Consider the following 13,272-nt stretch of genomic DNA (forward strand, 5'->3'; position numbering starts at 1 on the left):
AGCAGCACCTTCCCTGCGGCGTCACGCCGCCACCACCACCGGCTCGCCGAATATCGCCATCCATAGCTGCCTGACCCGGGACGCTTCGCGCGCCACGAGATCGGGCGCCACCCGAGCCCTGTCTTCGCCCTGCAGCCTGATCAGGTGCTGCATTTTCCGGTAGCGTCGATAGGCATCGGCGACGTCGTCGGCCAAGGCGGCGTCGATCAGGCCGAGCCGGGCGCACAGCTTCAGCAGCGCGATATTGCCGATGTCGGCGGTGAGTTCGGCATGCTGCGCCGCATGGCTCAGCACCAGGAACTGCACCATGAATTCGATATCGATCATGCCGCCGTCATCATGCTTGAGGTCGAAGCGGTCCGACCGGTTGGGATGAGCGCCATGCAGCTTGCGGCGCATGGCCAGCACCTCATGCTTGAGCGCGTCGCGCTCCCGCGGCAGGCGCAGCACCCGTTCCCGGATCGCCTCGAAGCGCTGGCCAATGGCGGCGTCGCCCGCGCAGAAGCGTGCCCGCGTCAGCGCCTGATGCTCCCACACCCAGGCCGAGCCGGTCTGGTACTTCTCGAAGGCGGCGACGCTGGAGACCAGCAGGCCGCTGGCGCCGTTGGGCCGAAGGGCAATGTCGATGTCGAACAGGATGCCCGAGGGCGTCATGCTGGTCATCCAGGTGATGAAGCGCTGCGCCAGCTTGGCGTAGTTCACCGCCGCGTCGGCATCCTCGTCGTCGTAGAGGAAGATCACGTCGAGGTCCGAAGCGTAGCCGAGTTCCTTGCCGCCCAGCTTGCCGTAAGCGATTACCGCGAAGGCCGGCGCCTCGCGGTGGCGGGTGGCGACGGTGCGCCATGCCGCTTTCACGGTGACCTCGACCAGCACGTCGGCCAGCGCCGACAGATGGTCGGCCAGCCGCTCCACCGTCAGGCCGCCTTCCAGGTCCTGCGCCAGCAGCCGGAACAACTGGGCATGGTGCAGGTCGCGCAGCACGTTCATCTGCTGCTCGGTGTCGCCATCGGCGGCGTCGAGCTGGCGCCGGCATTCGGCGGCAAAGGCTTCCCAGTCGGGCGCCGCCCGCAGCGTGCGGTCGTCCAGCAGTTCGTCCAGCAGGATGGGATGGCGGGTCAGGTACTTCGCCGCCCAGTCGCTGGCGCTGATCATGCGCAGCAGCCGCTCCATGGTCTGCGGATACTCCACCAGCAGCGCCGGGTAGGCGGCGCGGCGCGCGATGGCTTCGAGGAAATCCAGCAGCCGGCCGAGCGTGACCGAGCGCGCAGGGGTGATGGCGGCGATCAGGGGCAGCGCATGGCGGATCAGGGTCACCATGCGATTGCGGCTGTCCGGCGGCAGGGATTGCATGCGCGAGGATTGCCAGGTCAGCAGCAGGCGCTGGGCGGACCCGGCCGGGTCGTCGTAGCCGAGGCTACGCAGTCGCTCCTCGACGGCTTCATGGTTGTCGGCGTCGGCCAGCGTCTCCAGCGCGGCGGACTCGGCGCTTTCCTTCTCCTCCGGCGGCGCTTCCCTTTCGCTGAACATGGCGTCAAATTGCCCGGCCACGATGCGGCGCTGCGCATCCAGCGCCGCGAGCAGCGCCTGCGTGTCTTCCATGCCCATCATCTGCGCGATGACGAGGCGATCTTCCTCGTTCGCCGGCAGGGTATGGGTCTGGGCATCGTCGCGGTACTGCAGGCGGTGCTCCAGATTGCGCAGGAAGGCGTAGGCCTCCAGCAATTCTTCCACGGCTTCCGGCTCCATCAGGTTCTTGCCGGGCAGGATGCTCAGGGTGGCGCGGGTGGAGCGGTCGCGCAGCTCCGCATCGCGGCCGCCGCGGATCAGCTGGAACACCTGGGCCAGGAATTCGATCTCGCGGATGCCGCCCCGGCCGAGCTTGACGTTCTGGTTGCGCTCCGGATGGCGCGCCTCCTGCCGCTTCACCTCGGCCCGGATCTGCGCATGCATATCGCGCAGCGCCTGGATGGCGCCGAAATCGAGGTAGCGCCGGTAGACGAAGGGCCGGACGATGGCATCCATGGCGGCGATGTCTTCCGGTTTTCCAGTGATTGCCCGCGCCTTGACCCAGGCATAGCGTTCCCATTCCCGGCCCTGCACGATCAGGTACTCTTCCAGCATGCCGAAGCTGGCGGCCAGCGGCCCGGAGGCTCCGTTCGGACGCAGCGCCATGTCGACGCGGAAGGTGAAGCCATCCTCGGTGATTTCCGAAAGCGCCGCGATCAGCTTGCGGCCGAGCCGGATGAAGAATTCATGGTTCGACAGTTCGCGCTGTTCCGGCTGCTCGCAGCGTGTGTCGCCATCTTCCGGATAGAGGAAGATCAGGTCGATGTCGGACGAGACATTGAGCTCGCCGCCGCCCAGCTTGCCCATCCCCAGCACGATGAGTTCCTGCGGCTTGCCGGATTCGCGGCCGATCGGCACGCCATAGCTGGCCGCCATTTCTTCCATCAGCGCCGCCACATGGGTCTGCACCGCGAAGTCGGCGAAGGCGCTGATCACGCTCAGCACTTCATCCAGGCTGGCGTGACCGGACAGGTCGCGCTCGATGATCGCCGCCACCAGCAGGTTGCGCAAGCGGCGCATGGCGCGCGGCAGCGGCATGCCCGCCTCTGTCTCCCTGCGCAAAAGCCCAGTAAAATCCCCGGGGGAAATTGCCGAGGACGCAAGCTGGTTGATCTGCTCGGCGCGGGCCGGGTCGGCTTGGAGCCAGCGCGAAAAGAACCGCGAGGCAACAGGGCTGGTCAAACGGGAGGGAGTCACGGATGTCTGTAATGAATTGTTGTTAAGTTGTTCTTGGCGCGAAACCGAGAATGCACCATCATAGAACACCCGCTCCGGCCCTGTGGCGCAATCTGCCCTCAGTTTCAAGTCAAGCCCATCCAACTTCCGCTAACTGCCCATCACCATTCAAGGTTTTCGTCCGCCCGCTTGATGTCCACTGACCAGTCCACCTCATCTTCGACGCCAGGGCGCCTGGCGGGCTGCTGGAACACGTTGCGGCGAGCTTATTTCGGATTGAACGCCGTCACGCGCCATGGCCTGAGCCTGGCGCTGAAGTTGGCGGTGGTCATCTATTTCCTGTTCTGCCTGCTGTTTCTCGTCCTGCGTTATGCATTGCTGCCCAGCGTCGGCAACTACAAGGGCCACATCGAACAGGCGGCCAGCCGCGCCATCGGCAACCCGGTCACGATTTCCGCTATCGACGCCTCCTGGAACGGCTTGCTGCCGCGGCTGGAACTGGATGAAGTAGCCGTGCACGACAGGGCGGGCCGGGAAGCCTTGCGCCTGCCGAAAGTGACTGCCACCGTGTCCTGGCTGTCGGTGCTGGTCGGCGACTTGCGCCTGCATACCCTGGAAATCGATCGTCCCGACATGGATGTGATGCGCGATGCCGAGGGCAGGCTTTACGTCGCCGGCATCCTCATCGACAGCAACCGCAAGGAAGACAGCCGCGGCGCCGACTGGGTGCTGTCGCAGCGAGAAATCGTGGTGCGCGGCGGCCGCCTGCGCTGGAACGACCGCAAGCGCGAGGTGCCCGAACTGCTGCTGCAGGATGTGACCATGGTGTTGCGCAACCACTGGCGCAGCCATCAATTCGCGCTCAAGGCGACGCCGCCGGCGCAGATCGCGGCGCCGCTGGATGTGCGCGCGCAATTCGTCCATCCGCCGTTCAGCCGCAATTTTTCCGACCCGGCCGCCTGGCGCGGCGAGCTGTATGCCGACCTGCGCGATGGCGACCTGGCAGCCTGGAAGCCTTATCTCGACAGCCCGGTGGAGGTGAACGGCGGCCGTGGCTCGGTGCGCGCCTGGATCGAGTTCGATCATGCCCGCCTGGCCAATCTCACCGCCGACCTGTCCCTGGCGGACCTGTCCACCCGGCTGGCAGCCGATCTGGACATGCTCAACCTGAAGCAGGTGCGCGGCCGCATTTCGGTACGCGAGGAAATCGCGCGCACCGATGCGGGCGCCGAACCGGGCTTCGGCCGGCATGGACATGCGATCACGCTCACCGACTTTTCGATGGAAAGCGAGGATGGGCTGACGCTGCCCACCACCACCATCAGCGAAAGCCATGTGCCGGCGAAGAAGGGAAAGCCGGAGCAGACTGAATTCAGCGCCCGCCTGCTCGACCTGAAGACGGTGGCCGATTTCGCCCTGCGGCTGCCGCTGTCGCCGCAGCAGCGCCAGATGCTGGCCGATTTCGCCCCGCGCGGCGTGCTGCGCGATTTCTCGCTCTCCTGGCAGGGCAGCTATCCCAATCCGGTCGCCTATGCCGTCAAGGGCCAGTTCGAAGGCTTGTCGATGCAGCCGCAAGCCGCGAAGCCGGCGCGTCCGGCCAGCGGCAAGTCCCCGGCCCAAGCCGCCGTGCCGGCCATCCCTGGCTTCGACAATCTGAGCGGGCGCATCGACGCCAGCGAGAAAGGCGGCCAGCTCGCGCTCGCGTCGCAGGACCTGACGCTGGAACTGGGCGCCTGGCTGCCGCAAGCCGTGCTGCCGCTCAATGCGCTCGGCATGCAGGCCGGCTGGTCCTTCCCGAGCAAGGACAAGCTGCTGCTGGATGTGCAGAAGCTGGAATTCCGCCGTGACGGGCTCTCCGGCTCGCTGAGCGGCAAGCATCTGATGCCATTGCATGCGCAGGGAGGCAAGGCGCCCGGCGTGATCGACATGCAGGGCCGCGTCAGCGGACTGGCGCTGGAGCGCCTTGGCCAATACCTGCCGCTGTCCCTTCCGGAAGGATTGCGCCAGTGGCTGTCCGCAGCCTTGATCGGCGGGACTGCGGAGGATGTGCGACTGCGCCTGCGCGGCGACCTGGCTCAGTTTCCCTTCCGTTCGGCGGCGGCCGGCGACAAGTCGCGCGGCGAATTCAGCGTGCATGGCCGTATCGTCGACGGCAAGCTGGATTACGGCGGCGGCAGGACGGGCAAGGATGGCAAGGCGCCGTTGTGGCCGGTGATCGAGAAGATCGATGGCACCATCAGCTTCGACCGTGCCCGGATGGAGATTCATGCGGCCAGCGCCCAGACCCATGGCGTGACGCTGAGCAATGTAAAGGCCGTGATTCCCGAACTCGGCGGGCGCGACATGGCGCTGCTGGTCGACGGCGATGCCGGCGGTCCGCTGCAGGAATTCGTCGCCTTCGTCAACGACAGCCCGGTCGGCGAATGGATTGCGCACTTCACCGAGGAAACCCGGGCAACCGGCAATGCCCGGCTCGGGCTGAAGCTGCAGATGCCGCTGGGGCGCCTGCCGGAAACCAGGGTGCAGGGCGCGCTGCAATTCGCAGGCAACAACATCACGCTGCAAAACCTCATTCCCATGCTGGGTGCCGCCTCCGGCAAGCTGGAGTTCCATGAGAAGGGCTTCAATCTCGCCAATGTGAAAGCCACCTTCCTCGGCGGCCCGGTGGCGGTAGCCGGCGGCATGCAGCGGGACGGCAGCATTCAGATCCGCGCCGACGGCACGATGTCGTCCGATGGCCTGCGCAAAACCTATCCGTCGCCGGCGGCCCAGCGCCTGGCCGACAGGATCAGCGGCAGCACCCGCTACAGCGCGGTGATCCGGGTGAAGAACAAGCGGCCGGAAATCATCGTCGATTCCAGCCTGGCGGGACTGGAGCTCGACTTCCCGTCGCCGCTGCGCAAGGCGGCCACCGAAATCATGCCGCTGCATGTGGAGATGGCGGGGCTCCCCGGCGGTGAAGGCAGCCTGCAGCGCGATGAAATCCGGTTGACCCTTGGCGGCGGCATCGCTGCCCGTTATGAGCGGCAAAAAGCGGCTGACCGGAATGCCGAGTGGCAGGTGGTGCGCGGCGGCATCGGCGTCAACGCGCCGCCGCCCCAGCCCGACAGCGGCCTAGTGGCCAACGTCAGTTTGCGCTCGCTGAACGTCGATGCCTGGGGCAAGACGGTTTCCGCCATCCTCGAGCCCGCCAGGACGTCGGAGGCCAATGCCGCCGCGCCGGCGCCGGCCACCGGCGGCGATCAGCCCAACCTCAGCCAGTATGTGGATCCGGACGTGATGGCCGCGCGCGCGACCGAAATGATCATCATGGGCAAGAAGCTGGACAACGTGGTGGTCGGCGCTTCCCATGTAAAAGGCACATGGCAGGCCAATATCAATTCCGATCAGGCTTCCGGTTATCTCACCTGGAACCAGGGCCCCGCCGGCCAGGGAATGGGCCGGGTCACCGCCCGCCTGGCGTCGCTCGTCATCCCGAAGGAAGCGGCGACCGAGGTCAGCGATCTGCTGGAAGGCAAGAACACCACCACCCAGATTCCGGCGCTGGACGTGGTGGCGGAGAACTTCGAGCTGCTCGGCAAGAAATTCGGCCGCGTCGAGCTCAACGCCAACAACGTGCGCGTAGGCGGCGCCAACGAATGGCGCATCGGCAAGCTGTCCATCACGAATCCGGATGCGGAGTTCCGCGCCACCGGCAAGTGGGTCAGCCGCGACGGCGACAGCACGTCGAGTTTGAACTACAGCCTGAACATGGCCGATGCCGGCCGGCTGCTGGAACGCTTCGGCTTCGCCAACGTGCTGCGCGGCGGCAAGGGCAAGATCGAAGGGGAACTCGCCTGGAAGGGCTTGCCGTTTTCCTTCGACATCCCGACCCTGAGCGGCAATATCACCCTGGACGTCGCCGCCGGCCAGTTCCTGAAGGTGGATCCGGCGGCGGCCAAGCTGCTCGGCGTGCTCAGCCTGCAGGCGCTGCCGCGCAGGCTGGTGCTGGATTTCCGCGATGTGTTCTCGGAGGGATTCGCCTTCGACGGCGTGACGGCTGCCGCCAGCATCGACCATGGCGTGGCCAGGACCAGCAACTTCAAGATGCGCGGCGTGGCGGCGACGGTGCTGATCGACGGCATGGCCGACATCGACCAGGAGACGCAGAACCTGCGCGTGGTGGTGATCCCGGAGATCAACGTCGGCACCGCTTCCGTGGTGTATGCGCTGGCGGTCAACCCGGTGATCGGCGTCGGCTCCTTCCTGGCCCAGCTGTTCCTGCGTGATCCCCTGGCCAAGGCCTTCACCTTCGAATACGGCATCACCGGCCCATGGAAGGAGCCGGTGGTGACCAAGCTGCCGCGCCGCCAGACCGCGCCCAACAACGATGCGAACGCCGGCAACGACAAGACCGGCTGAGGAATGCCAATGACCCGGAACGACAACGTCAAGCTCGCCGCCATCCAGATGGTTTCCACGCCTGGCGTGGACGAGAACATCGCCACCGCCCGCCGCCTGATCGCCGAGGCGGCGGGGGCAGGGGCGCAGCTCGTGCTGCTGCCCGAGTACTGGCCGGTGATGGGACGGCATGAGCGCGACAAGCTGGCGCTGGCCGAGCCGCATGGCGACGGGCCGATACAGCGGTTCATGGCGGATACGGCGCGCGAACACGGCATCTGGCTCGTCGGCGGCACGCTGCCGCTGGCGGCGCCCGATCCGGACAAGGTGCTCAATACCTGCCTCGTCTACGATCCGCAGGGGGAGGAGGCGGCGCGCTACGACAAGATCCATCTGTTCAGCTTCAGCCGCAACGACGAATCCTACGACGAGGCGCGCACCATCATGCATGGCGACCGCGTGGCCAGCTTCGAAGCGCCGTTCGGCCGCGTCGGCCTGTCGGTGTGCTACGACCTGCGCTTCCCCGAGCTGTACCGCGCCATGGGCGAGTGCGCGCTGATCGTCATGCCCGCCGCTTTCACCTACACCACCGGCCGCGCCCATTGGGAGCTGCTGCTGCGTGCCCGGGCGGTGGAGAACCAGTGCTATCTGCTGGCGTCGGCGCAGGGCGGCATCCATCCCAACGGACGCCGCACCTGGGGCCGCAGCATGCTGGTCGATCCCTGGGGGGATGTCGTGGCGATGCGGGAAGAAGGCGAAGGCGTGGTGCTGGGCGACCTCGATCCGCAGCGGCTGCGCGGTGTGCGCGAAAGCCTGCCGGCGCTGAAGCACCGCAAGCTTTGACGGCGGCGATAGGCGGCGGCAACGGCGCTGCGAGGGATGCTCTACAATGCCTGAAACCCTGTGCCCCGCTTGATGACATGCAAGTTGGGCCGCTCAACGAGGCCAGACCATGAATCTTTTCGAACCGAATCTCCAGACGCTCGCCACCGCCCGCGAAATCCTGCTGCAGCCCTACGGCCTCGATGAAGCCAAGCTGCTGCGCACGCTGGGCGAACTGTTCACCCATAAGGTGGATTACGCGGATCTGTATTTCCAGTTCACCAAGAACGAGGGCTGGAGCCTGGAAGAAGGCATCGTCAAGACCGGCAGCTTCTCCATCGACCAGGGCGTCGGCGTGCGCGCGGTGTCTGGCGACAAGACGGCGTTCTCGTACTCCGGCGAAATTTCGGAGCGGGCGCTGCTGGAAGCGGCTGCCGCCACCCGCACCATTGCCCGCCAGGGTGCCGGCAAGATCAAGGTGCCGGCCGGCATCAAGGCCTCCGGCGGCCGCTCCCTCTACCTGCCGCAGGACCCGCTGGCCTCGCTCGACGCCACCGGCAAGGTGCAGTTGCTGGAAAAGGTTGAGCGCATCGCCCGCGCCAAGGACCCGCGCGTGGTGCAGGTGATGGCCGGATTGGCCGGTGAATATGACGTGGTGCTGGTGGTGCGCAGCGATGGCGTATTGGCAGCGGACATCCGGCCGCTGGTGCGGCTGTCGGTGACGGTGATCGCCGAGCAGAACGGCCGGCGCGAGGTCGGTTCCAGCGGCGGCGGCGGACGCTACGGCTTCGCCTATTTCACCGACGAGCTGATCGAGAAGTACGCCACCGATGCCGTGGCCACCGCGTTGGTGAACCTCGATTCCCGCCCGGCTCCGGCCGGCCCGATGACCGTGGTGCTCGGCCCGGGCTGGCCCGGCGTCTTGCTGCACGAGGCCATCGGCCATGGCCTCGAAGGCGACTTCAACCGCAAGGGCTCCAGCGCCTTCTCCGGCCGCATCGGCGAGCGGGTCGCGGCCAAGGGCGTGACCGTGGTCGACGACGGCACCCTGGCCGACCGGCGCGGCTCGCTCAACATCGACGACGAGGGTAATCCGACGCAGTGCACCACCCTGATCGAGGATGGCATCCTGAAGGGCTACATCCAGGACACGCTCAACGCGCGCCTGATGAAGATGCCGGTGACCGGCAATGCCCGGCGCCAATCCTTCGCCAGCCTGCCGATGCCGCGCATGACCAACACTTACATGCTGGGCGGCGACCGCGATCCGGCGGAGATCATCGCCTCGGTGAAGAACGGCTTGTATGCGGTCAACTTCGGCGGCGGCCAGGTCGACATCACCAGCGGCAAGTTCACTTTCTCCGCCAGCGAGGCCTACATGATCGAAGATGGCAAGATCACCCATCCGGTCAAGGGTGCGACGCTGATCGGCAACGGGCCGGAAGTGCTGACCCGGGTCTCGATGATCGGCAACGACATGCGCCTCGACAGCGGCATCGGCGTATGCGGCAAGGAAGGGCAGAGCGTGCCGGTGGGCGTCGGCCAGCCGACCCTGCGCATCGACGGCATGACGGTGGGCGGCACGGCCTGAACGAGCCGGCAGGGTTTGCAAGCTTGCAATGCACGGCAATGAATGCTTCCCCTTGCCAAACGCCATGTTTTACTGCACTATTGGTCTCGAACTCTTTATGACGCTTCGCAAGACATGACCTTTTCGCGCTTCGGCTTCCACTTTTACTTTAGCTATTCCAGCCCCCAGGCGGTGGAAAAGCGGTAAGCGCACGAATAAAGAGCCCAAACCGAATTTCATGAAAACCGCCAGCGATGGCGGTTTTTTCATTTACGGATTTAATTTCTGACTGGAGAGCCACCATGCAGCGCACAGATGACCTACGTATCCGCGAAATGAAGGAACTGTTACCCCCGTCGCACCTGATCCGCGAGTTCGCCTGCTCGGAAAAGGCTGCCGCTACCGCTGCCAGCGGCCGCACCGCGCTGCATCGCATCCTCCACGGCCAGGATGACCGCCTGATGGTCGTCATCGGCCCGTGCTCCATCCACGACACCAAGGCAGCGATGGAGTACGCGCGCCGCCTCGTTGAGCAGCGCGCCCGCTTCGCCGACGACCTTGAAGTGGTGATGCGGGTCTACTTCGAGAAGCCGCGCACCACCGTTGGCTGGAAGGGCCTGATCAACGACCCGTACATGGACAACAGCTTCCGCATCAACGACGGCCTGCGCATGGCGCGTGAACTGCTGCTGAACATCAACGAGCTCGGCCTGCCGGCCGGCACCGAATTCCTCGACGTGATCAGCCCGCAGTATGTGGCCGACCTGATCAGCTGGGGCGCGATCGGCGCCCGCACTACCGAATCCCAGGTGCACCGCGAACTCGCGTCCGGCCTGTCCTGCCCGGTCGGTTTCAAGAACGGCACCGACGGCAACATCAAGATCGCGGTGGATGCGATCAAGGCCGCTTCTCAGCCGCACCACTTCCTCTCGGTGACCAAGGGTGGCCATTCCGCCATCGTCTCCACCGCCGGCAATGAGGACTGCCACATCATCCTGCGCGGCGGCAAGGCGCCCAACTACGATGCCGCCAGCGTGGATGCGGCCGCCAAGGAAATCGCCGCCTCTGGCCTAGCCTCGCGCCTGATGATCGATGCCTCGCACGCGAACAGCTCCAAGAAGCCGGAGAACCAGGTGCCGGTCTGCGCCAACATCGCCGAGCAGGTGGCGGGCGGTGATACTCGCATCGTCGGCGTGATGGTGGAGTCGCACCTCGTCGGCGGCCGCCAGGACCTGACCCCGGGCAAGGAACTGACCTATGGCCAGTCCGTCACCGACGGATGCATCGATTGGGAATCCAGCGTGAAGGTGCTGGAAGGCCTAGCGGAAGCGGTGCGCAAGCGCCGCCTCGCCGACGCCGACTGATACGAGCTGCAGCGTCGTTCAGAAGCGCTTGGTGAGGACCATGTCCTCGCCATCGCGCCGCATCTCGGTGCGGTTGAGGAAGGACATGCCGAGCAGGATGGTGGACAGCCCCTGTTCCAGAACGAGGGCGTCGATGCCGGCGAGCTCGATGTCGCCGACCTTCACCGTATCCAGCCTGACCCGGTAGCCCGGCGCCACGCCGTTGGCGGTGCTGGTCTGCACCGGCTGGCCGCGACGGTAGTCGATGCCGAAGCGCTTCGCGTCGCCGGCGGGAATGGCGATCAGGGTGGCGCCGGTATCGACCAGCATGCGCGCCGGCATGCCATTGATGGCGCCGGACGCAGTGAAGTGGCCGCGCCCATCCGCCTTCAGCGTGACGCTGTCGCGCCCGCCCGCGGAACTGCGGGTCGCATGCTCGCCGATGCCGATGGATTGCCGGCGGCCGTTGACGTCCAGCGTGGCGCTTGCGCCATCCACTGCGATCAGCTTCACGCCGTCCGCCACCGTGCTGCCGACGCTGAAGGTCTTGGGTGAACCGCCATCCACCGTCAGCACCGCCTTGCCGGGAAACAGGCCGGCCACGCCGATGTCGGCGGCGAATGCCGCCTGCGCCAGCAGCAGGTTCGCGGCGAGCATCAGCCGTGCCGGCATGCCGCGCCGGAGCATCGCTGCGTCAATCACGGAAGTTGTTGAATTCCAGCGGCAGGGTGGTGACTTCCTTGCGCAGCAGGGCAATCGCGCTTTGCAAGTCGTCACGCTTGGCGCCGGTAATCCGCACCGCCTCGCCCTGGATCGAGGCCTGCACCTTCATCTTGCTGTCCTTGATGATGCGCACGATCTTCTTAGCATCGTCGCTCTCGATGCCGTTCTTGACCTTGATCACCTGCTTCACCTTGTCGCCGCCAATCTTCTCGACCTTGCCGATGTCGAGGAAGCGCACGTCGACGTTGCGCTTGACCATCTTGCCGGTGAGGACGTCGCGCAGCTGGGTCAGCTGGAACTCGCTGTCGGCATAGGCGGTCAGTTCGCGCTCCTTCTGCTCGATGCGGGCATCGCTGCCCTTGAAGTCGAAGCGGTTGGTGATTTCCTTGTTGGCCTGGTCCACGGCATTCTTCACTTCCACGGTGTTGGCTTCGCAGACGACGTCAAAAGAGGGCATGGGGCAATTCCTTGTGATGCTGTTCGGGGGATGGGGAAAATGGATTGCAAGGCTGGCTTGCAGAATGGTCAAGACCCATTTTAGCGGACAAAAAATCGGGTGGCTAGCCGGCCCCATCCGCCCTCATCCCTCTATAATCCTCCCGCTATGATCTCGCCTCTGCCCCTTCGCCGCGACCATCCGCTGGACAAGCTGAACACCTTCGGCATTGCCGCCCGCGCCCATGCCTTCCTGCCCGTGGCCTCGGCCGACACGCTGCGCCGGGTGCGGGAAGCCGACGAACTGGCGCGCCTGCCGCGTCTCGTGCTGGGCGGCGGCAGCAATCTGCTGCTGACCCGGGACTTTCCCGGCCTGGTGCTGCACATGTGCGGCAAGGGCATCGAGCTGCTCGGCTCCGACGACACCGCGACCTATGTGCGCGCCGCCGCCGGCGAAAGCTGGCATGGCTTCACGCAACAGACGCTGGCGCTCGGCCTCCCGGGCCTGGAGAACCTGTCGCTCATTCCGGGTAGCGTCGGCGCCGCGCCGATCCAGAACATCGGCGCCTACGGCATGGAGATCAAGGACCGATTCCACGAACTGACCGCCTTCGACATGGAGACCGGCCGGGTCTTTACCTTGAACCGGGAAGCCTGCCGCTTCGGCTACCGCGACAGCGTATTCAAGCACGGCCTGGGCGAACATGCGGTCATCCTCGACGTCACCTTCGCCCTGCCGAAGCAATGGCAGCCCAATACCCGCTACGCTGACGTGACGCAGGAACTCGAGGCGCGCGGCATCGCCGAGCCGAGCGCGCGCGACGTCAGCGATGCCATCATCGCCATCCGCAGCCGCAAGCTGCCCGACCCGGCCCGCATCGGCAATGCCGGCAGCTTCTTCAAGAATCCGGTGGTGGCGGCCGAGGTGCGCCACGCCCTCGCAGAGCGTCATCCGCAGCTGGTCAGCTACGTACAGCCCGACGGCAGCTTCAAGCTGGCCGCCGGCTGGCTGATCGACCAGTGCGGCTGGAAGGGTAGGAAAATGGGGCGGGCCGGCGTCTATGAAAGACAGGCGCTGGTGCTGGTGAACCATGGCGGCGCCAGCGGTGCCGAGGTCGAGGCGCTGGCGCGGGCGATACAGGATGATGTGCGGGAAAGGTTCGGCGTGATGCTGGAGCCGGAGCCGGTGTTCGTTTAGCGCCTCGAAGTCATTCGGCAAGACGAGCGTTTGCCACCCTCGCCAAAGCAAAAAGCCCT

Annotated in this window: 8 protein-coding genes; 5 read left to right on the plus strand and 3 right to left on the minus strand. The window is 65.8% G+C overall.

Annotated features, from left to right (window positions below; translation table 11 throughout):
- Window positions 1-21: 21 nt before the first annotated feature.
- Window positions 22-2,763 (minus strand): bifunctional [glutamate--ammonia ligase]-adenylyl-L-tyrosine phosphorylase/[glutamate--ammonia-ligase] adenylyltransferase, encoded by a 2,742-nt coding sequence (gene glnE / locus CHB88_RS10275; RefSeq protein WP_245844883.1) that lies wholly within the window; start codon window positions 2,761-2,763, stop codon window positions 22-24.
- Window positions 2,764-3,018: 255 nt separating this feature from the next.
- Here glnE and CHB88_RS10280 point away from each other — a divergent pair, with 255 nt between their 5' ends.
- The 4 genes from CHB88_RS10280 to aroG all read left to right on the plus strand — a co-directional run bounded on the left by CHB88_RS10280 (window position 3,019) and on the right by aroG (window position 10,878).
- The gene (locus CHB88_RS10280) at window positions 3,019-7,143 is read left to right on the plus strand and encodes a YhdP family protein (RefSeq protein ID WP_245844884.1); all 4,125 of its coding nucleotides are present in this window, start codon (window positions 3,019-3,021) and stop codon (window positions 7,141-7,143) included.
- 9 nt (window positions 7,144-7,152) lie between these two features.
- Entirely contained in the window at window positions 7,153-7,965 is an 813-nt protein-coding gene (locus CHB88_RS10285) for a carbon-nitrogen hydrolase family protein (protein ID WP_089399238.1), read from the plus strand.
- A 109-nt stretch (window positions 7,966-8,074) separates the two neighbouring features.
- Window positions 8,075-9,535, plus strand: coding sequence for a metalloprotease TldD (gene tldD, locus CHB88_RS10290; protein ID WP_089399239.1), 1,461 nt, complete (start codon window positions 8,075-8,077; stop codon window positions 9,533-9,535).
- 281 nt (window positions 9,536-9,816) lie between these two features.
- Window positions 9,817-10,878, plus strand: coding sequence for a 3-deoxy-7-phosphoheptulonate synthase AroG (gene aroG / locus CHB88_RS10295; RefSeq protein ID WP_089399240.1), 1,062 nt, complete (start codon window positions 9,817-9,819; stop codon window positions 10,876-10,878).
- 18 nt (window positions 10,879-10,896) lie between these two features.
- Here aroG and CHB88_RS10300 read toward each other — a convergent pair whose 3' ends face one another.
- Both CHB88_RS10300 and CHB88_RS10305 read right to left on the minus strand, forming a co-directional pair.
- Window positions 10,897-11,559 (minus strand): retropepsin-like aspartic protease family protein, encoded by a 663-nt coding sequence (locus CHB88_RS10300; RefSeq protein WP_245844885.1) that lies wholly within the window; start codon window positions 11,557-11,559, stop codon window positions 10,897-10,899.
- On the minus strand, window positions 11,552-12,037 hold the full coding sequence (locus CHB88_RS10305) for a YajQ family cyclic di-GMP-binding protein (RefSeq protein WP_089399242.1): 486 nt from the start codon (window positions 12,035-12,037) through the stop codon (window positions 11,552-11,554). The genes CHB88_RS10300 and CHB88_RS10305 overlap by 8 nt, the downstream gene beginning before the upstream one ends.
- 147 nt (window positions 12,038-12,184) lie before the next feature.
- On the opposite strand from CHB88_RS10305, the gene murB reads away from it, so the two are divergent.
- Window positions 12,185-13,213 carry a UDP-N-acetylmuramate dehydrogenase gene (gene murB / locus CHB88_RS10310; RefSeq protein WP_176442409.1) on the plus strand — a complete coding sequence of 343 codons (1,029 nt, stop codon included), beginning with the start codon at window positions 12,185-12,187 and terminating at the stop codon, window positions 13,211-13,213.
- The last annotated feature ends 59 nt before the right edge of the window (window positions 13,214-13,272 follow it).

It is taken from the genome of Noviherbaspirillum humi, assembly GCF_900188095.1.
In the GTDB taxonomy this organism is placed as follows: domain Bacteria; phylum Pseudomonadota; class Gammaproteobacteria; order Burkholderiales; family Burkholderiaceae_D; genus Noviherbaspirillum; species Noviherbaspirillum humi.

Coding starts and splice junctions, on each gene's coding strand:
- CHB88_RS10285 (WP_089399238.1), top strand. CDS start 7,153: ATGACCCGGAACGACAACGTCAAGCTCGCCGCCATCCAGATGGTTTCC.
- tldD (WP_089399239.1), top strand. CDS start 8,075: ATGAATCTTTTCGAACCGAATCTCCAGACGCTCGCCACCGCCCGCGAA.
- aroG (WP_089399240.1), top strand. CDS start 9,817: ATGCAGCGCACAGATGACCTACGTATCCGCGAAATGAAGGAACTGTTA.
- CHB88_RS10305 (WP_089399242.1), bottom strand. CDS start 12,037: ATGCCCTCTTTTGACGTCGTCTGCGAAGCCAACACCGTGGAAGTGAAG.
- murB (WP_176442409.1), top strand. CDS start 12,185: ATGATCTCGCCTCTGCCCCTTCGCCGCGACCATCCGCTGGACAAGCTG.